Annotated in this window: 20 protein-coding genes and 1 other annotated feature; of the genes, 16 read left to right on the forward strand and 4 right to left on the reverse strand. The window is 35.6% G+C overall.

Translation table 11 applies throughout. The annotated features are described in order from the left end of the window. Positions 1-4: 4 nt before the first annotated feature. Complete coding sequence (locus tag HCB45_RS09590) at positions 5-508, reverse strand: antibiotic biosynthesis monooxygenase family protein (protein WP_185319364.1); 504 nt, start codon at positions 506-508, stop codon at positions 5-7. Positions 509-704: 196 nt separating this feature from the next. On the opposite strand from HCB45_RS09590, the gene hemE reads away from it, so the two are divergent. The 8 genes from hemE to gpmA all read left to right on the forward strand — a co-directional run bounded on the left by hemE (position 705) and on the right by gpmA (position 9,242). Continuing rightward, positions 705-1,757: a uroporphyrinogen decarboxylase gene (gene hemE / locus HCB45_RS09595; RefSeq protein ID WP_185619690.1), complete on the forward strand. Its 1,053-nt coding sequence runs from the start codon at positions 705-707 to the stop codon at positions 1,755-1,757. 6 nt (positions 1,758-1,763) lie between these two features. Next, on the forward strand, positions 1,764-2,693 hold the full coding sequence (gene hemH, locus HCB45_RS09600) for a ferrochelatase (RefSeq protein WP_185619691.1): 930 nt from the start codon (positions 1,764-1,766) through the stop codon (positions 2,691-2,693). A 152-nt stretch (positions 2,694-2,845) separates the two neighbouring features. Continuing rightward, the gene (locus HCB45_RS09605) at positions 2,846-3,190 is read left to right on the forward strand and encodes a hypothetical protein (protein WP_185319361.1); all 345 of its coding nucleotides are present in this window, start codon (positions 2,846-2,848) and stop codon (positions 3,188-3,190) included. 120 nt (positions 3,191-3,310) lie between these two features. Continuing rightward, on the forward strand, positions 3,311-4,096 hold the full coding sequence (locus tag HCB45_RS09610; protein WP_185619692.1) for a GNAT family N-acetyltransferase: 786 nt from the start codon (positions 3,311-3,313) through the stop codon (positions 4,094-4,096). A gap of 63 nt (positions 4,097-4,159) precedes the next feature. Next, complete coding sequence (locus HCB45_RS09615; protein ID WP_185619693.1) at positions 4,160-4,930, forward strand: Cof-type HAD-IIB family hydrolase; 771 nt, start codon at positions 4,160-4,162, stop codon at positions 4,928-4,930. 109 nt (positions 4,931-5,039) lie between these two features. Further along, positions 5,040-5,717, forward strand: coding sequence for a Bax inhibitor-1/YccA family protein (locus HCB45_RS09620; RefSeq protein WP_185319358.1), 678 nt, complete (start codon positions 5,040-5,042; stop codon positions 5,715-5,717). Positions 5,718-5,861: 144 nt separating this feature from the next. After that, positions 5,862-8,462 carry an ATP-dependent chaperone ClpB gene (gene clpB / locus HCB45_RS09625; RefSeq protein WP_185619694.1) on the forward strand — a complete coding sequence of 867 codons (2,601 nt, stop codon included), beginning with the start codon at positions 5,862-5,864 and terminating at the stop codon, positions 8,460-8,462. A 90-nt stretch (positions 8,463-8,552) separates the two neighbouring features. Next, the gene (gene gpmA / locus HCB45_RS09630; protein WP_185319356.1) at positions 8,553-9,242 is read left to right on the forward strand and encodes a 2,3-diphosphoglycerate-dependent phosphoglycerate mutase; all 690 of its coding nucleotides are present in this window, start codon (positions 8,553-8,555) and stop codon (positions 9,240-9,242) included. An 84-nt stretch (positions 9,243-9,326) separates the two neighbouring features. On the opposite strand, the gene HCB45_RS09635 is transcribed toward gpmA, so the two are convergent. After that, positions 9,327-9,515: a YjzD family protein gene (locus HCB45_RS09635; protein ID WP_003763532.1), complete on the reverse strand. Its 189-nt coding sequence runs from the start codon at positions 9,513-9,515 to the stop codon at positions 9,327-9,329. A gap of 322 nt (positions 9,516-9,837) precedes the next feature. Here HCB45_RS09635 and HCB45_RS09640 point away from each other — a divergent pair, with 322 nt between their 5' ends. The 5 genes from HCB45_RS09640 to HCB45_RS09660 all read left to right on the forward strand — a co-directional run bounded on the left by HCB45_RS09640 (position 9,838) and on the right by HCB45_RS09660 (position 14,436). After that, on the forward strand, positions 9,838-10,965 hold the full coding sequence (locus tag HCB45_RS09640; protein WP_185319355.1) for a GW domain-containing glycosaminoglycan-binding protein: 1,128 nt from the start codon (positions 9,838-9,840) through the stop codon (positions 10,963-10,965). A gap of 115 nt (positions 10,966-11,080) precedes the next feature. Then, on the forward strand, positions 11,081-12,019 hold the full coding sequence (gene fabH / locus HCB45_RS09645) for a 3-oxoacyl-ACP synthase III FabH (protein WP_185319354.1): 939 nt from the start codon (positions 11,081-11,083) through the stop codon (positions 12,017-12,019). A 203-nt stretch (positions 12,020-12,222) separates the two neighbouring features. Then, positions 12,223-13,464: a beta-ketoacyl-ACP synthase II gene (gene fabF / locus HCB45_RS09650; protein ID WP_185319353.1), complete on the forward strand. Its 1,242-nt coding sequence runs from the start codon at positions 12,223-12,225 to the stop codon at positions 13,462-13,464. A gap of 119 nt (positions 13,465-13,583) precedes the next feature. Next, positions 13,584-14,036, forward strand: coding sequence for a MarR family winged helix-turn-helix transcriptional regulator (locus HCB45_RS09655; RefSeq protein ID WP_185619695.1), 453 nt, complete (start codon positions 13,584-13,586; stop codon positions 14,034-14,036). Beyond that, positions 14,020-14,436 (forward strand): organic hydroperoxide resistance protein, encoded by a 417-nt coding sequence (locus tag HCB45_RS09660; protein ID WP_003767979.1) that lies wholly within the window; start codon positions 14,020-14,022, stop codon positions 14,434-14,436. Before HCB45_RS09655 ends, HCB45_RS09660 begins: the two co-directional genes overlap by 17 nt. A 49-nt stretch (positions 14,437-14,485) precedes the next feature. Here the strand turns inward: HCB45_RS09660 and trpS are convergent, their stop codons facing one another. Beyond that, complete coding sequence (gene trpS, locus HCB45_RS09665; protein ID WP_185619696.1) at positions 14,486-15,481, reverse strand: tryptophan--tRNA ligase; 996 nt, start codon at positions 15,479-15,481, stop codon at positions 14,486-14,488. A 67-nt stretch (positions 15,482-15,548) separates the two neighbouring features. Further along, positions 15,549-15,779: a binding site (T-box leader), on the reverse strand. 42 nt (positions 15,780-15,821) lie between these two features. Further along, complete coding sequence (locus tag HCB45_RS09670; RefSeq protein ID WP_185319351.1) at positions 15,822-16,163, reverse strand: DUF3899 domain-containing protein; 342 nt, start codon at positions 16,161-16,163, stop codon at positions 15,822-15,824. Positions 16,164-16,786: 623 nt separating this feature from the next. Here HCB45_RS09670 and HCB45_RS09675 point away from each other — a divergent pair. From HCB45_RS09675 to opp3C, 3 genes are all read left to right on the forward strand, one after another. Beyond that, positions 16,787-18,466 carry a peptide ABC transporter substrate-binding protein gene (locus HCB45_RS09675; RefSeq protein ID WP_185619697.1) on the forward strand — a complete coding sequence of 560 codons (1,680 nt, stop codon included), beginning with the start codon at positions 16,787-16,789 and terminating at the stop codon, positions 18,464-18,466. 277 nt (positions 18,467-18,743) lie between these two features. Continuing rightward, positions 18,744-19,673 (forward strand): oligopeptide ABC transporter permease, encoded by a 930-nt coding sequence (opp3b, locus tag HCB45_RS09680; protein ID WP_185619698.1) that lies wholly within the window; start codon positions 18,744-18,746, stop codon positions 19,671-19,673. Beyond that, positions 19,673-20,707: an oligopeptide ABC transporter permease gene (opp3C, locus tag HCB45_RS09685; protein WP_185619699.1), complete on the forward strand. Its 1,035-nt coding sequence runs from the start codon at positions 19,673-19,675 to the stop codon at positions 20,705-20,707. The genes opp3b and opp3C overlap by 1 nt, the downstream gene beginning before the upstream one ends. The last annotated feature ends 2 nt before the right edge of the window (positions 20,708-20,709 follow it).

Here is a 20,709-nt window from a genome sequence, read left to right on the forward strand (position 1 = left end):
TTTCCTATTTAGCATCATGCGAGAATTCTGGATAATGATAAATATCTTCATGTGAGAAACCAACTTGCGTATTATTTTTTTTCATAATACTTGTGATTTCTTTGTGCAAAGGAGTTTTTTTCCATTCTTGAAAGAAAACTTCGGAATCCCAAAAAGAAATAATTAAAAACTTATTTGTATTCATTGCTTTGGTAAGTTTTGTGCTCTGTAACCCAGGTGTTTCACTAAAATGTAAACTAGCATGTTGATACATTTGTAAGAAAATCGGAATCTCTTCATCGCGAAGTTGAATATATTCAAACACAACAATGCCAAAACCTTTTAAAGAACCACTACTTTGTAAAACTCGATACGCTTTACCTTCTTGGAAAAGTTTTTCTCCAGTTGACTCTTGATACAAAAGAGATTGCGAAAAGTTTTGCAGAAGTGTCACATTCTCGCCAATATAATTTTCCATTAGTTGACGAAGATAATGCTCTGTTCCAGTTGTGATAAATACTTTTTTCATGATAAGTCCTTCTTTCGGTTTTATTCAATTAAGATAAATGATTACACCTGTGTTTTCCACGTTTTTCATAATTGAAACAGTAGATAGGCAATTTGTTTGGTTTTATACAAGATTTCTAGTATTCTTTTATCTGGAGAAGTTATTTATTGTTCTGTTGCCTATTGTGTGTAAATGAACAAAGAAGGGAAGTGACTTGATGACAAAAATAACGAACGATTTATTTTTAAAAGCAGCGCGAAAAGAACAAGTAGACCGAATTCCGGTTTGGTATATGAGACAAGCTGGGAGATCTCAACCAGAATATCGTAAATTAAAAGAAAAATACTCGCTATTTGAAATTACCCATCAACCAGAAATATGTGCTTATGTCACTAAATTACCAGTAGATCAATACGATGTTGATGCAGCGATTTTATACAAAGATATTATGACACCACTTCCGGGGATGGGAGTAGACGTTGAAATCAAATCTGGTATTGGTCCAGTCATACATAATCCAATTAGAACTTTCCAAGATGTTGAGAAACTGACGATTTTTAAACCGGAAATTGAAGTGCCTTATGTACTTGATACGATAAAACTACTAGCGGATGATATGTTAGATGTACCTTTAATTGGATTTGCTGGAGCACCTTTTACGCTTGCAAGTTATATGATAGAAGGTGGTCCATCAAAAAATTATCACCAAACAAAAAGTTTTATGTACCGTGAACCAGAAGTTTGGGCTATTTTAATGGAAAAACTTGGACGCATGACTGCGAATTATTTAATAGCGCAAATTAACGCCGGAGCTTCTGCTGTTCAATTATTTGATTCTTGGGTAGGGGCACTTAGCCGAGCGGATTATGCCGAGTACATCCGACCTGTCATTGAAATGATTGTTAAAGAAGTGAAAGCTGTTCATCCAACAACACCAATTATTATGCAAGCGGTTGGAGCTAGCCATCTTTTAACAGAGTGGGAAACAATGCCACTAGATGTAGTCGGTGTTGATTGGCGTGAAACCATCACAAGTGCTCGGAAAAAAGTTCCAACAAAAGCAATTCAAGGAAATCTTGACCCGTCCACACTTCTTGCACCAGAGAAATGTATAGCAGAAACGGAACGAATTTTACAAGAAGGTGTACTAGAAACAGGATACATTTTTAACTTAGGGCACGGTGTTTTTCCAGAGGTACCACCAGAAATGCTAAAAAAATTAACTAAGTACATCCACGAAAGAAGCGAAATTCTATTAAAAAAAGGATGATGAAAAATGACTAAAAAAGTAGGTTTACTTGTAATGGCATACGGGACTCCGTATAAAGACGAAGATATTGAACGTTACTACACAGATATTCGTCACGGACATAAGCCAAGTGAAGAAATGATTGCAGATTTGCGCGGAAGATACCACGCTATCGGAGGTCTTTCACCGCTTGCGAAAATCACTGAAGCGCAAGCCTATGGACTAGAAAAAGCATTAAACGACGCGCAAAATGAAGTAGAATTTAAAACGTACATCGGTTTAAAACACATCGAACCATTCATTGAAGACGCGGTAGAAGCTATGCACAAAGATGGTATAGAAGAAGCCATTTCCATCGTTTTAGCACCGCATTATTCTAGTTTTAGCGTCGAAGCATATAACAAAAGAGCAAAAGATGCAGCTGATAAATTGGGTAATATTCACATTAAAGCGGTTAATGATTGGTATAAACAACCAAAATTCATTCAAATGTGGGCTGATAGAATTAATGAGACAGCGAAACAAATTCCAACAGACGAATTAATAGACACTGTGTTAATTGTTTCCGCACACAGTTTACCAGAGAAAATTAAAAAACATAATGATCCTTACCCAGACCAACTACAAGAAACAGCAGATTTAATTTTTGATAAAGTAGTGGTACCTCATTATGCGCTAGGTTGGCAAAGTGAAGGGAAAACCGGTGAACCTTGGCTTGGACCTGATGTACAAGATTTAACAAGAGAACTATACGGCCGGGAAAAATACAAACATTTTATTTATACACCAGTTGGTTTTGTCGCAGAACATTTAGAAGTACTTTATGATAATGATTATGAATGTAAAGTAGTAACAGATGAAGTAGGTGCAGCTTACCACCGACCTCCAATGCCAAATGCTGACCCTGAATTTTTAGAAGTTTTAAGAACGGTCATTTGGGATGCATACACAAAATAAAAATATGTGCTGGGATACTTGTTATTCCAGCACTTTTTTATAATAAAAGAAAACGGTTTCAATATTTTTAGCTAAATACTATGAAGTTTTAATCAGATTCTCATCTTTGCCGGGCATAATGATAACTATAGAAAGACAGGAGGTTCACCCAAATGAAAAACAAGGCAGAAAAACAAAGAATTGCCACTAATTTGTCACTTTATATGAAAATAAATGGATATACTCATAGAACATTCGCGCTTGCTGTTGGGGTTTCCCAAAGTACTTTAAAAGCATTAATGATTGGGAGAATGAGAAGCGAAAATAAATTCCAAAAATACATAACACAAATTACAGAAAGTTTGGCATTAGAAGAAAAATTCTTTGAACAACCGAAAGAAACTATTACAGCCGCACCTATCACTTTTCAAGATACAAACAAAATGCATCTTGGAGACGAAAAATTCAATGCTATCAGCTTAATGTTAAAAATTGGCGAAATTCATTACGAATCATAAAAGCTTGGGACTAATTGTCCCGAGTTTTTTTATGTGTTACAAAATAGAAAGATTCGGGGCTTGACGAACCTACTTAAGTCACGTAAAATGAAGACAATTTTCCAAATAGGAGTGTGGCACATGATTAGAAAACTAACAGTATCTGATAATGAAGAAGTAATGACACTTTTAAAACCCGAAGCAACCCTAAATTTATTTATTATTGGGGACATCGAAAATTTTGGTTATGAAAGTGATGTGCAAGACCTTTGGGGAGAATTCGATTCAGCGGGTAAATTACACGCATTGTTACTTCGATTCGATACGTTTTTCTTACCTTATTCAAAAAACGCTAATTTCGATGCAAAAGCTTTTTCGGAAATTATTGCTAAACATGATAATTATGAGGTTAGCGGCATTTCTCGTGTCACAAAGGAACTAGAACCATTTTTACCAGAACTTGCCAAAAAAAGACAAGATACTTATTTTTGTGAGTGCGAACATGTAAACCGTATTCCAGTAAATCAAGAGGTTATCGTCAGAACGGCAGTAGAAGAAGACGTGGCACCAATTATTAATATGCGCAAACATATTAAAGAATTTGGTTCGCGCGGTGAAAACGAAGAATTAATTATTCGCCAAATTGAAAAAGGCGTGAAACGAATTTATTATATTGAACAAGACCAAAAAATCGTTGCTGTAGCTGAAACTTCTGCAGAAAATTCCTTCTCAGCAATGATTACAGGTGTGGCGACAACTGATGGATATAGACAACGCGGTTATGCAAGTACGCTTCTCAAAAAATTATGTTGTGATGTATTAGCAGAAGGAAAGAAACCATGTTTATTTTACGATAATCCAGTCGCTGGCGAGATATACCACCGCCTTGGTTTTGAACATACAGGAGATTTTGTTATGTACAAATAACCTTTACTTTGCATCCGTAAGATTGGTATGATGGATATATTATGTTAGTAAAGGATGAATAATGTGAAACCACGTGGAATTTGTTTTTTTGATATGGATGGAACACTTTTAAATAGTGAATCCAAAGTACTTGATAGTTCACTTCAAGCACTTGAAAAACTTCGACAAAATAATATTATTCCTGTTATTGCTACTGGACGAACATTTATAGAAATAAGTCATCAAATGAAAATTACCGGTATTGAGTCTGCAGTAATGATGAATGGACAAATGGCCATTTTTGAAGGGGAGAAAGTGTACGAAGATGTGATTAATGCTGATTTGCTTGAGCGTTTGACTGAAGAAGCGAAATCACAAAATGTCGAAGTCTGCTATTATAATGATAAAAGAATTGGCGCAACGGCGAATACACCAGTTGTAAAAGCGCATTATGATTTTTTAGGCGAACCAATGCCAGAAGTAAGACCTAATATGTATAAAGAAGAAACCATCAATATGGCACTTCTTTTACTTGAATCAGGGGATGATTATTTCCCAGAACGTTTTCCAGAATTGCAATTCGTTCGTAACACACCATTTAGTAACGACGTATTAAAAAAAGGCGGCTCTAAAGCTGTGGGTATTTCGAAACTGCTTGAAGTTATGGGGTATCAAGATGTTCCAACTTATGCTTTTGGTGATGGAATGAATGATTTAGAGATGTTTAGTGCGGTGGATAATGCTATTGCAATGGAAAACGCAGTACCCTTATTAAAAGAAAAAGCTACCTTTGTAACGAAAGATAACAACAGTGATGGCATAATGCTTGGCTTGAAACAATTTGATTTAATTTAAAGAAGTGCTTTATGCACTTCTTTTTTTAAAATTTCCAACGTAAGACCGATAGAATTGTAATTATTAGTTTGTTATAATAAAACTAATCAACTGAAGAGGAGAAATGTTCATGAACGAAATCAACTCAACATCCGAACAAATAAATATAGAGAAAAGAACGAGTAAACAAATTATTATGCAAAAAATACTCAATTGGTTTGTATTTTCTTTGCTACTTGCAGCAGTCGGTGCTGCGATTGGGAGTAAATTAAGTCCAGAACTTTTTTTACCTCTTATCATATTAGAAGTAGCACTACTTGTTGTTGCTATTATTGTACGTCGTAGTAAAACAATTAATAAAGTTGTCGGGTATCCAGTTTTATTAGCGTTTGCCTTAGTTACTGGTTTGACGCTTGGCCCAACTTTGACATATTATTTTGGGGCTGGACTAGGTGCAGCAGTTCTGATGGCCTTTATAACAGCAGCGATTACTTTCACAACACTAGGTTTTGTTGGCGCAAAAATGAAGAAAGACCTTTCATTTTTAAGTAGTGCGCTATTTGCTTCCCTTATTATTTTAATACTATTCAGCTTTTTAGGTGTCTTTTTACCATTAGGTTCTATGCTGACAACAATTATTTCAGCTGGTGGAACAATTATTTTCTCATTATACATTTTGTATGATTTCAACCAAATTATGAAGCGCGATGTAGAACTTGCTGATGTACCAATGCTTGCGCTAAATTTATACCTTGATTTTCTTAACTTATTTTTATTATTACTCCGCCTATTCACAGGTCGTAATTAAGAATTTTGAAGATCTGCCAACCTAAAAATTGGTAGGTCTTTTTCTATAAAAAAGATGGTTTTTGATAGACAAAAGCAATTTAAAATTCTATAATAATATTAAGGTCAAAAAAGGTCAAACTTATTTTTTAAGGAGGACAAATAAATGGATTTACAAAAATTTACGCAACAAGTTCAGCAAACAATTGCGGACGCCCAAAATCTAGCTATTGCATCAGAGCACCAAGAAATAGATGTGGCACACGTTTTTAAAGTGTTATTAACAGAAAGTGACTTTGCAAAACGCGTGTATGATGTAGCAGAAGTTGACGTAGACTCACTTCAAAACGTAGTAGACAACATTTTAAGTAAAATCCCAGTGATTTCTGGAAGTGGAGTTAACTATGGTCAAGCAATGAGTCAAGCGCTTTTCCAATTAATGAGAGATGCAGAAAAAGAGCAAAAACAATTAGACGATGACTTTGTATCAACTGAACATCTTATCTTAGCTGTAATGGACCAGTCTTCAAATCCTATTACAACCGAACTGAAAAAACAAGACAAATCTAAAAAACAAATTAAAGAAGCAATTTTAAAAATAAGAGGAGGGAAAAAAGTGACTTCTCAAAACGCAGAGGAAAACTATGAAGCATTAACAAAATATGGACGTGATTTAGTCGCGGAAGTAAGAAGTGGTAAACTCGATCCAGTTATTGGACGCGATGCAGAAATCCGCAACGTTATCCGAATTTTATCAAGAAAAACCAAAAATAATCCAGTATTAATCGGTGAGCCGGGTGTCGGTAAAACTGCTATTGTGGAAGGTTTAGCGCAACGTATTGTCAGAAAAGATGTTCCAGAAGGATTGAAAGATAAGACAATTATTTCACTCGATATCGGTTCCCTTATTGCCGGAGCTAAATACCGTGGGGAATTTGAAGAACGTTTAAAAGCAGTACTGCAAGAAGTTAAACAAAGTGAAGGTCAAATTTTACTATTTATCGATGAAATCCATACGATTGTGGGAGCGGGGAAAACAGATGGAGCTATGGATGCTGGAAACATGTTAAAACCTATGCTTGCGAGAGGGGAACTTCACTGTATCGGCGCCACAACTTTGGACGAATACCGCCAGTATATCGAAAAAGATGCGGCACTTGAAAGACGATTCCAAAAAGTACTTGTTCCAGAACCAACAGTGGAAGATACAGTATCCATCTTACGTGGTTTAAAAGAACGTTTTGAAATTCACCATGGAGTAAATATTCATGATAATGCTTTAGTTGCAGCAGCCAGTCTTTCCAATCGTTACATTACAGATCGTTTTTTACCAGATAAAGCAATTGATTTAGTAGATGAAGCATGCGCAACTATTCGTGTCGAAATTGATTCTATGCCGAGCGAACTTGATGAAGTGACAAGAAAAGTGATGCAATTAGAAATTGAAGAAGCAGCATTAAAAGAAGAAAAAGACCCAGCAAGTGAACGACGCTTAGAAATGTTACAACGAGAACTAGCTGACTATAAAGAAGAAGCAAATAAAATGAAATCTAAATGGGAAGCGGAAAAGAGCGAAATTAGTAAAATTCGCGAGGTACGTGAACAAATAGATCATCTACGTCACGAGTTAGAAGAAGCTGAAAACAACTACGATTTAAACAAAGCTGCTGAACTTCGCCACGGTAAAATTCCAGCAGTAGAAAAAGAATTATTAGTGTTAGAAAATGAAAATCGTGAAAAAACAGCACAAGAAGATCGAATTTTACAAGAAGAAGTAACAGAAAATGAAATCGCAGAAATTGTCGGACGATGGACTGGAATACCTGTGACTAAGTTAGTAGAAGGGGAACGTGAAAAACTGCTTAAATTAGCAGATATGCTTCATCAAAAAGTAATTGGTCAAGACGACGCTGTTCAATTAGTTAGTGATGCAGTGTTACGTGCACGTGCGGGTATTAAAGATCCGAGACGTCCAATTGGTTCCTTTATTTTCTTAGGGCCAACCGGTGTTGGTAAAACGGAACTTGCCAAAGCATTAGCCTATAATATGTTTGATTCTGAAGATCATATGATTCGAATTGATATGTCTGAATATATGGAGAAACATTCAGTATCAAGACTTGTCGGGGCACCTCCAGGTTATGTTGGATATGAGGAAGGCGGACAACTTACTGAAGCTGTAAGACGCAACCCATATTCGATTATCTTACTTGATGAAATCGAAAAAGCTCATCCAGATGTATTTAATATCCTTTTACAAGTCCTTGATGATGGACGGATTACGGATTCTCAGGGGCGCTTAATTGATTTTAAAAATACTGTAATTATTATGACATCCAATATCGGCTCTAATCTATTACTAGAAAGAACCGAAGAAGGTGAAATCTCACCTGAGTTAGAATCAGATGTAATGCAAATTTTACAAAGTGAATTTAAACCAGAATTCTTAAATAGGGTAGATGATATTATTCTATTTAAACCACTTACACTCGCTGATATTAAAGGCATTGTGGAAAAATTAGTAGAAGAACTGCAAATTCGCCTTGCCGATCAAGAAATTACAATTACTATTTCAGATAACGCCAAAGCCTTTATTGCAGAAGAAGCTTATGACCCAGTATACGGTGCACGACCACTTAAACGTTATATCGTGCGTCATGTCGAAACGCCGCTTGCAAGAGAAATTGTATCTGGTAAAATCATGCCACATTCTTCCGTTAAAATTGATATACAAGATAAAGAATTTACTTTTAAAGTCACAGAATAATATGGAAAATGTTTGATTCACGACTCGAGAGGGAAAACTTTTGTTGGATTAGTCGTTTAGAAAATAAGCGAAAATGGAAGGATGAGGAAGATGAAATTAGTATTAATTCGTCATGGTCAAAGTGAATGGAACAAATTGAATTTATTTACTGGTTGGCATGATGTTGACTTATCAGAAGAAGGCGTTGTAGAAGCAATGACAGCTGGAAAACGAATTAAAGAAGCTGGCTTGGAATTCGATGTAGCTTTTACTTCTGTTTTAACCAGAGCTATTAAAACACTTAATTATGTTTTAGAAGAATCTGATCAAATGTGGGTTCCAGTCCATAAATCATGGCGTTTAAACGAACGGCATTACGGAGCGCTTCAAGGACTTAATAAACAAGAAACGGCTGAAAAATACGGCGCAGACCAAGTACAAAAATGGCGCAGAAGCTATGATACTCTTCCACCATTATTAGAAGAAAACGACGAAAGACAAGCGAAAAATGATCGCCGTTATCAACTTCTTGATACCCATGCAATTCCATCGGGCGAAAACTTGAAAGTAACCTTAGAACGAGTTATTCCTTACTGGATGGATACCATTGCACCTGAAATTAAAGCAGGACGTCGTGTTGTTATTGCAGCTCATGGTAATAGTTTACGCGCCTTGGTAAAATTCTTAGAAGGTATTAGTGATGATGAGATTATGGAGCTCGAAATCCCGACAGGTGTACCGCTTGTTTATGAACTAAATGATGAATTAAAACCAGTAAACAAATATTACTTGGATAAATAAAAAAAACCTCTTTCCACCATGTGGAAAGAGGTTTTTTTGAGCTGCACTCGAAAAGTGAGTTCTCGCTATCAGAAAGTTGGATGTTTACTTAAAGTCATAAACTTCGCTATCTTTAGGCATCAAGAAAGTGATTAAAATAATGAAGAAGGATAACCCTACTGTTAAAATAATAGCCCGCGTCATATCAAATGATACATATAACATGGAAGAAAGAACGAATTCCGCCATTAAAGAAAGTAAGAATACCCAAAACACAGTCACTACGTAACGCATCCTTACACCCCATTTCATCTATTTCATTATACATTTTAGCACATAAAAATAGATTATCCAATCATATATCTTTTGAAAATACGATTATCGTAAAATAGGGAGGAATAAAATCTAGAACAGAGAATACTAGTGTATAGAGGATTAAATGGAATGACATAATATTGTCAAATGTAAATAGGTATTCTCAAACCCTTTGAAATAGCCATTTACTAACTTTTATGATAAGTTTTTCATCAAAAAGTTAGTAAGATCTCAGAATGAAAATGCTAGAATGGAGAAGGTTAACAGAGACAGAGCCATTTAAATTGGGGAATTAACTAATTTGGATAGGAAGTGCCAACTGATAATGAAAAAGAAATTCACGCAGATTTTACTAGCAAGTGCTATCGTAAGTTCTACTTTATTACCTTTTGCTAATACAGGAGCGGTAGAGGCAAGCGCAACCGCAGTGAGTCAGGCAGGAATGACTTTATCACAACAGCAATTTATACAATCTATTGCTAGCGATGCACAAGATTTACAAAAAGAAGAAAAAATATTAACGAGTGTTACTTTAGCTCAAGCTATCTTAGAATCCAACTGGGGTCAAAGTGGCTTATCAGCTTCTGCTAATAACTTGTTTGGAATTAAAGGTAGCTATGAAGGAAATTCAGTTTCAATGGGTACACAAGAATTTAGCAATGGAAAAGCTTATCATACCCAAGCAGATTTCAGAAAATATCCTGATAAAAAATCATCTTTAGTCGATCATGCACAACTTTTTATTAATGGAGTATCTGGAAATTCAGATTTATATTCTGCGGTTATCGGAGAAACAGACTATAAAAAAGCAGCCCATGCAATTCAAGACGCTGGCTATGCAACTGACCCGAATTATGCAGAAAAACTAATCTCTACTATAGAAACATATAATTTAGATGACTATGATCAAGTATACGACTCAGTAACCTCAACGGAAAAACAATTGGCTTATGCTGAAATTACAAATCCTGCTAGCGAAATTATTTGGACAAAACCATATAACACAGAAGGCGCAGAGCAAGTAGGAAGTGCTAAAGATTTCCAAAATAAAACGCTACGAATAACACAAAAAGCGGTTACCGAAAAAGGAACTTGGTATCAACTTCAGGATCAAGGTAAAACAATTGGATGGATAGATAGTGATGCAGTAACTATTTTTTACACCCCTAAAAATGAAACAAATATGAAACTAGATAAATATGTAACAGACTCAGACCAAAAAATCTATGCGTATCCAGTAGAAGATAATTCTAAAGTAGTAGCAGATTTAAATAATTATTTAGGAAAAGAAGTGGACATTGACCGTCGAGCAGATGTGAAAAATGAGTACTGGTACCGTATAACATCAGATGACGGTAAAATAATTGGTTGGTCTAAAGCAGGCGGTTTTGCTGAAAATAATCCGAATAAGGCACTTGAAGTAAAATAAAAAGTAGCAATCCAATTGCGTAATTGGAGTTTCTCTGTTAAAATTAGTACCAGGTCATAAAAATAACCAGGAGAAGAACTTTTATCCTGATATAGTTTGATATGGAGGAGAACACATGAACGCAGGAATTTTAGGAGTAGGTAAATACGTACCTGAAAAAATATTAACAAACTTTGATTTAGAAAAAATGATGGAAACGTCGGATGAGTGGATTCGTACTCGTACTGGAATTGAAGAAAGAAGAATTGCTCGTGATGATGAATATACACATGATTTAGCATATGAAGCAGCAAAAGTAGCTATTGAAAATGCTGGACTTACACCAGATGATATTGATTTGTTTATTGTTGCAACAGTGACACAAGAAGCAACCTTTCCATCCGTTGCTAATATTATCCAAGACCGCTTAGGAGCAAAAAATGCTGCAGGCATGGATGTTGAAGCAGCTTGTGCTGGATTTACATTTGGTGTTGTTACTGCAGCTCAATTCATCAAAACAGGCGCTTATAAAAATATTGTCGTAGTTGGTGCAGATAAATTATCTAAAATAACTAACTGGGATGACCGTTCTACAGCAGTATTATTCGGTGACGGAGCAGGAGCAGTTGTTATGGGCCCTGTATCAGATAATCACGGTCTACTTTCCTTTGACTTGGGTTCGGACGGTTCAGGAGGCAAGTATTTAAACTTAGATGAAAATGAAAAAATCTATATGAACGGACGTGAAGTATTCCGTTTTGCTGTTCGTCAAATGGGTGAAGCTTCATTACGTGTATTAGAACGTGCTGGACTTGAAAAAGAAGAGTTAGATTTACTAATTCCACACCAAGCTAATATTCGTATTATGGAAGCTTCCCGTGAACGTTTAAATCTCCCAGAAGAAAAACTAATGAAGACAGTTCATAAATACGGAAATACATCATCATCCTCTATTGCACTTGCATTAGTAGACGCGGTTGAAGAAGGACGTATTAAAGACAATGATAACGTGTTACTTGTCGGCTTTGGGGGCGGCTTAACATGGGGGGCCCTAATCATTCGTTGGGGTAAATAAATAACATACTTCAAAAGAAAAGTTGCCCTAACGTTTATTTTAGTTAGGGCAACTCTTCTTTATTTATGTTATAATAGAGCAGGCTTTTGGTTTATTTTGTTTGTGCAATATTTTTATTTTAAATAAAGCCTTAATTTTATACTAGCTGCTGTCGTTTAGACAGAAGTTGTTTTTTATGAATTGCAAAATAAGGAGATGAGTAAATGGATAGAAGAAGAGTAGTTGTTACTGGAGTTGGAGCAGTTACACCAATTGGGAATGATGCAGAAACTTCGTGGGAAAACGCTAAAAAAGGTGTCAATGGTGTTGCAGAAATGACAAGACTTAATCCGGATGACTTTCCGGTTAAAATTGCAGCAGAATTAAAAGATTTTGATGTAGAAAAATATTTAGAGAAAAAAGAAGCTCGTAAAATGGACCGTTTTACCCATTATGCCATTGCAAGTGCAGAAATGGCTGTGCAAGATTCTGGTTTGATTATTGATGATTCCAATGCAACTCGTGTTGGGGTATGGATTGGATCCGGTATCGGTGGAATGGAAACATTTGAAACTCAATACGAAGTTTTCCTAAATCGTGGACACCGCCGTGTTAGCCCATTTTTTGTACCAATGATGATTCCAGATATGGGTTCAGGACAAGTTTCGATTCGTTTTGGAGCAAAAGGGATTAACTCTACTACAGTAACAGCATGTGCCACTGCAACCAACTCTATTGGTGACGCATTTAAAGTTATCGAACGAGGCGATGCAGATGCAATGATTACTGGTGGAGCCGAGGCGCCAATTACAAAAATGTCATTAGCAGGTTTTACAGCAAATAAAGCTTTATCATTAAATCCAGATCCAGAAACAGCATGTCGTCCATTTGATAAAGACCGTGATGGTTTTATTATTGGCGAGGGAGCAGGAATTGTAATTTTAGAAGAATATGAACATGCAAAAGCTCGTGGTGCTAAGATTTATGCGGAAGTTGTTGGTTACGGTGCAACAGGTGATGCTTATCATATTACTGCACCAGCGCCAAATGGAGAAGGGGCAGCACGTGCAATGAAAATGGCGATTGACGATGCGGGACTTACTCCTGACAAAGTTGACTACATTAACGCGCACGGAACAAGTACTCCATACAATGATGAATACGAAACACAAGCGATTAAAACTGTGTTCGGTGAGCATGCGAAGAAATTAGCTATTAGCTCTACTAAATCAATGACAGGACATACTTTAGGTGCGTCAGGCGGTATTGAAGCTATTTTTGCTTTATTAAGTATTCGTGATAATATTATCGCACCAACAATCCATTTGGAAAATCAAGATGAAGTTTGTGACTTGGATTATGTTCCAAACAAAGCACGTGAAGCAGAAGTAAATGTCGTAATGTCTAACTCTTTTGGCTTCGGCGGCCACAATGCGACACTAGTATTCAAAAGAATAGAAGACTAAAATAACTAAAGCCTTGTTTCCTAAAATGGAAACAAGGCTTTTTTTGAGCAAAAAACTAGCTTTAATCAATAAAGTTGTATAAAATTAAATTGCACACAACTTAAAAGGAGGAGAACATGGTGGACACGAACACGCGTATATTAGAGGAACAGCTTTGTTTTTCTGTTTACAATGCATCCAAACAATTTACCAAACTCTACCGCGAAGCTCTGGATCCGTTCCAACTTACCTATCCACAATATATTACTTTACTTGTTTTATGGGAAGGGCAGAAACAAACGGTTACTGATCTTGGAAAAAGATTAGTTTTAGACAGCGGAACATTAACACCGATGTTAAAACGAATGGAGAATTTGGGATATGTAACGCGGAGCCGTCATCCGGAAGATGAACGCCGTGTCTATATTGAGCTAACGGAAAAAGCAATAGAAATTCAACCAGCTGTGTTAAAAAGCGTGGACACTTGCCTTCAATTACTAGGTTTCGAGGAACAAGATTACACACAATTACTTACTAAATTACAAGCACTTACTAATCAATTAGGAGGAATAGGAAATGAAAAAACTTTATGAAACAACGGTTATTAACACTGGTGGAAGAAGCGGTGAAGTACATTCTCCAGATAACGTATTTTATTTTGACATCTCAGCACCAACAGAACTTGGTGGAGACGGCGGCGGTGGAACAAACCCTGAACAATTATTTGCAGCAGGATATGGGGCTTGTTTCAATAGCGCATTAGAATTAGTACTTGGAAAAGCCGGAATTGAAGCTAAAAGTACTGTAACAGCGACTGTTAGCTTGTATAGCGACCCGGAAGACAATGGTTTCAAAATCGGAGTGTTATTAGAAGGAACTATTGAAGGGCAAGATAAAGAAAAAACAGAAGAACTTCTTAAAAAAGCACATGAAGTTTGCCCATATTCTAAAGCTACTCGCGGTAATATTGATGTGGAAATTAAAGTAGGTTAATTAATAGTAAAAAGGCGAATACTTGGGTAACCAAGTATTCGCCTTTTATTTATTTTCTGCGTTTGCGTCCTAGTCCGACACCATTTTCCATTTTCTTCAATGTTTTATTAGCAACACGAGCCGCTTTTTCTGCTCCTGCATCTAAAATATTATCCAGTTCTTCAGATTCTAAGTAAGCGTAATATCTTTCTTGGATTGGCTCAAGCTCAGCAACAACTAACTCTGCTAAATCTGTTTTAAAGTCGCCATAGCCTTTACCAACATATTTTTCTTCTATAGTAGCAATTGTTTCACCAGTGATAACAGAATAGATAGTTAGTAAGTTAGAGACACCAGGTTTTTCTTCTTTATTATATTCAATGATACCACTAGAGTCAGTAACTGCGCTTTTGATTTTTTTTCTGATTGTAGCAGGTGGGTCTAATAAGAAAATCGCATTTTTTAAGTTTGCATCAGATTTACTCATTTTTTTCGTTGGATCTTGAAGGGACATAACTCTAGCGCCTTGTTTAGGGATAAATACTTCAGGCATCGTGAAAATATCCGCATGTTTTTTATTGAATCTTTCTGCTAAATCACGAGTTAACTCAATATGTTGTTTTTGGTCTTCACCAACAGGTACTAAGTTTGTTTGGTAAAGTAGAATATCCGCAGCCATTAATGGAGGATAAGTCAAGAGTCCAGCACTTACACCGGCTTTACCATCTGATTTATCTTTAAACTGTGTCATACGTTCTAATTCGCCAATATAAACGTTACATTGTAAAATCCAAGCAGCTTGTGCGTGGGCTGCAACCTCAGATTGAATAAATAACGTTGCTTTTTCAGGATCAAGTCCAACGGCTAAATAAAGAGCGGCAAGGCTTCTTGTTTGTTCGCGTAATTTTAGTCGATTTTGAGGTACCGTAATCGCATGTTCGTCTACAATACAATAAAAACATTCATATTCATCTTGAAACTGTCCAAATTGTTTTAAAGCTCCGATATAATTCCCTAAAGTTAATTGTCCACTAGGTTGAATGCCGGAAAATATTACTTTTTTCATTTTGTATTCCTCCAATTTTTTCACTGATTGCGAAAATAAAAAAACCGTCCATCCCAACATATAAATGTTTAGGGACGAACGGTTATCCGCGGTGCCACCCTAAGTACCTCTTAAAGGCTCTTAGTAATAGAAAAACTCTATTAAAGAAGATAACGGTCTTTAGCCGCTGCTTGCTACTTTTGTTTCACAAACAGTCCTCAGAAGTCCATTCGATTTTGCGCTTTATCTGTTTTCACCAACCACAGACTCTCTATTATAAAGCTACAAAATGTACTATTCTTCCTATTAACGCATCAGTTATATTATATTCATTTTATCAGTTTACAAAACGGCTTGTCAATCATAAAAACATACAGAGAATACTGGAGAGCATAACAAGCAGTGCACTAATTAAAATTCCGGCATACTGTAGCCCAACAAGTTCTGAAAGGAGCATATCCGAGAACTCACTTTCTTCTTCGCGTTTGATTTTACGAGAAATGTTTCGGAAGCCGTTATGAACTCGGTCTAAAAAACCGCTCCTCATAATATAAACTAACAAACCTATTAATAATGTAATGAGTGATACAAGGAACGAGACGTCTATATAACCGCTTAAACTTACACCATTTTTTCCAAAAAGCAAAATCCCAAATACGATACCTTCTTGAATAAGTGTATAAATAGTAATTCGTAAAAACATAACTTCACCTCTACTTAAAATTCATAATTCACTTTATCACAATTCTAACAGAAACACTATATGATAGAAGGAAGCTATCATACAATGTTAGAAATTAGATCTTTTTCGCAAAAAAATCGCCAAACTGTCTTTACATATTATTAACAAAAAAATCCCACTATACCAACGTTTTTCGAATTTATTACAAAATTTAATTAAATTTTTGATATTTTTATCTAGACAACAGCTCAAAAAAAGTATATAAATATAATAATCCTTTAAATTTTAAAGGGGTTCGATATTTTTTCTTATACAAAAATAGATGGCTTCGTTGAGTTTATACATAACTGGCATAATCGATTGTAAATTTACCAATTTAAATGGTTATGTTTTCTGAAAACTTAATCAAAAGGTTTTGCAAAGTATACATAATTTATTTAAGTTATTGCAAAATAGCGGATAGCGTAACAATCTCTGTTCAGATTTTTCACGCAATTTCAATTTTGCCTTAATATTTTAATAACTTGTATCTTTCATCCTTGTTTTCATTTATCTTGTAAAAATAATTTACAAAGCCAGAATTCTTAGAGTATAATAGGTATCGAAACAATTTTTCAGAAAAATAAAAAAGGGAGGTCTACTTAGTGAAAAAATCTAAATTATTTCTTACACTTGGATTAACACTATTACTAAGCTTAGTCTTGGTAGCATGTGGAGGCGGATCAGATTCCAAATCCGACGACAAAAAAGGCTCAAACTCAGGAAAAGCTTCAGGAGAGCAAGTACTTAACTTGACAGAAAGTGCATTAATTCCTTCTGCAGACAGCACAAAAGCGGATGACCAAGTTGGTTTAAACGTAGTAAACCAAACAAACGAAGGTCTATATGCGCTTAACAAAGATGGTATTCCTACCATTGCCGGTGCTGCTGAAGAGCCAAAAATTAGCGATGATAAAACAGTTTATACTATCAAACTTCGTGAAGATGCAAAATGGTCTAACGGAGATCCTGTAACTGCAAATGACTATGTTTACTCATGGCGTCGTGCGGTTGACCCTAATACTGCAGCAACTTATTCTTACCTATTTGATGCAATCAAAAATGGTGGCGATATCGTAGCTGGCAAGAAAAAACCTGAAGAATTAGGAATTAAAGCAGTAGATGATTATACTTTAGAAGTTACTCTTTCTAAACCAACTGCTTACATTAACTCACTATTCGCATTCCCAACTTTCTTCCCACTTAACGAAAAATTCGTTACGGAAAAAGGCGAAAAATATGCACAAAATAGTGACAACATGTTATTCAACGGACCTTTCCAACTTAAAGATTGGACTGGAACAAATAAAAAATGGACTTACGTAAAAAATGATAAATATTGGGATAAAGATAAAGTTAAGTTGAAACAAATCAACGTACAAGTTGTTCAAGACTCCGGTACTGGACTTAACTTATACAACACTGACAAAGTCGACCGCACAGTATTAAGTGCTGATTATGCAGCTCAAAACAAAAACAATAAAGACTATGTAACAGTGAATGATTCTTCTACTTTCTACATTAAATTTAACCAAAAACGTGCTGGCAAAGACACAGTATTTGCTAACAAAAACATCCGTAAAGCACTTGCACTTGCGATTGACAAACAATCGTACACTGACACAGTTCTTAAAAACGGATCTAAACCTGCAAACAATCTTGTACCAGAAGGCTTCACTTTTGATCCAGGTAACAAAGAAGACTATACAAAAGAATCTGGTCCACATTTAGAATATGATGTAAAAGAAGCACAAAAAGCATGGAAAGCTGGTTTGAAAGAACTTGGAGTTTCCGAAATTACAGTTGAATTCACTAGTGATGATACTGAAAATGCAAGAAAATCCTCTGAATTCATTCAAGACCAATTACAAAAGAACTTAGATGGTCTTACAGTTAAACTGAAAAACGTACCATTTAAAGTTCGTTTACAAAATGATCAAAACCAAGATTACGACTTCTCTATGAGCGGCTGGGGACCTGACTATCAAGATCCATCCACTTTCTTAGATCTATTCGTAACTGATGGTGCACAAAACAGAATGAGTTATTCTAACAAAGACTATGACAAGATTTTAAATGATGCATCTGTAACTTATGCAGCTGAAGATCAAAAACGTTGGGATGAAATGGTTAAAGCAGAAAAAATCCTTCTTACGGATGATGTAGCTGTTCAACCACTTTATCAACGTTCTACTGCATACCTACAAAAAGACTACATTAAAAACTTGCAAAAAAATCCATTTGGTCCAGACTACACTTACAAAGAAACATACTTGACTAAATAAAATATTAGTCTTTAAGAAATGCTTGACGGAAAGAGAGAGTATATTTCGATATGCTCTCTCCTTTTGCTGATGATTTTGATGTGTTATAATTAAAAATTAAAGTATCCTTTTCTAGTTTATCTAGAACCTAACATTCGAAAAATGAAGTTTTTTTCCTAACTAATTTGCACTTATGCAATAAAAGTTTAGAAATGAAGAAAAAGGCTCACTAAACTTGCGAATTTGGTTAGGGATAACTTTTTTATATATTTATTAAAACTGGGAGGTGTAGAGATAGATGGTTAAATATACGTTAAAAAGAGTATTATATATGCTTATAACGTTATTCATCATTGCTTCGGTTACGTTTGTTCTTATGAAATTCTTACCTGGTACGCCTTACCGTAATCAGGAGAAACTATCTGACGAACAAATTCACATGATGAATGAAAAATATGGACTAAATGATTCAATTCCAGTCCAATACTTAAATTATATGACAGGTTTGGTAAAAGGAGATTTAGGAGTTTCCTTCCAACTTGATAATAGACCAGTGTCTGAGATTTTAGGTGCACTGATTGGTCCATCTGTCCAATTAGCACTTGAGGCAATGGTTTTTGGTATTATATTTGGTATTTTACTTGGGGTCGTAGCGGCCATGTATCAAAATAGGTGGCCGGATTATACGAGTACATTTATAGCAATATTAGGTAAATCAGTTCCATCATTTGTATTTGCGACTGTGTTGCAATACTGGTTAGGAGCTAAATTACAAATTTTCCCAGTGGCAGGATGGGGTTCGTTTGCAGATACAATTTTGCCAGCGTTCGCACTTGCTATGTTCCCACTTGCAACAGCAGCTCGTTTTATGAGAACAGAATTAATCGATGTATTTGCATCTGATTATGTTCTTCTTGCAAAAGCAAAAGGAAATAGCAGAACTGAAGTAGCAGTAAAACATGCGATTCGCAATGCACTTATTCCTTTAATTACTGTTTTAGGACCATTATCGGTTGCACTGATGACTGGTTCCCTTGTTATTGAAAACATTTATAGTATCCCAGGTATCGGAAGTCAGTTCGTTTCTTCTATTCAAATGAATGACTATCCAGTAATTATGGGAACTACATTATTATTTGCTGCTATGCTTGTATTTGTTATCTTGGTAGTAGATATTCTTTACGGATTGATTGATCCACGAATCCGTGTGTCTGGAGGTAGAAAATAATGGCAGAACATAAAATTGCAAAAGAAAGATTCCAGCCAGCACACATCCTTGATGCAGAAGCGGAAAAAATTAATCGTCCAAGTTTAACGTTTATGCAAGATTCTTGGCTTCGTATTCGTAAAAATAAAGCGGCTTTAGTTTCACTTATTGTATTAGCACTTGTTATTATCATGGCGATTGTTGGACCTTATTTATCACAAAACCTAGGACCCAAAAATGATATTAATAGACAAATTACTGAAAATGCAAGTCTTCCACCGAAAGTTCAAGGTTTTGAAAATATGCCATTTTGGAATGGTCATCAGTCCATTGGTGGAGAAGACGTTGATATTTATAAACAAAATAACATTAAAGAGGGTACTTACTACTGGTTAGGTAGTGATACACTCGGACGTGACCAATTTGCTCGTATTTGGGCTGGTACACGTGTATCGCTTATTATTGCTGTTGTTGCAGCTTTGTGTGATTTGGTTATAGGGGTAGCATATGGTTTGATTTCAGGTTATTCTGGTGGCCGTGTAGATAACGTTATGCAACGTATTTTAGAGGTTATTGGGGCTATCCCCAATTTAGTAGTTGTTATACTTATGATGTTAGTATTAGACTCAGGTATGGTTTCCATTATTATAGCCATAGCAATGACCAGTTGGATAACTATGGCTCGAGTAGTTAGAGGACAGGTATTGAAACTCAAAAATCAAGAATTCGTCATGGCTTCTATGACACTTGGTGAGTCTACACCTAAAATTTTATTGAAACATTTAATACCAAATATTTCGGGAGTTATTATCATTAACATTATGTTTAGTATTCCTAGTGCGATTTTCTTTGAAGCCTTCCTAAGCTTTATTGGGTTAGGTCTTCCAGCGCCAGCAGCATCTCTTGGTGTCTTGGTAAATGATGGATATAAAACATTACAAGTATTACCGTATATGATCCTTTATCCATGTATTGTACTTTGTATCATCATGATTGCATTTAACTTAATTGCAGATGGCTTGCGTGATGCCTTTGATCCTAAAATGCGCGATTAAAA

Origin of the sequence: Listeria farberi, assembly GCF_014229245.1 — a bacterium.
GTDB lineage: Bacteria > Bacillota > Bacilli > Lactobacillales > Listeriaceae > Listeria > Listeria farberi.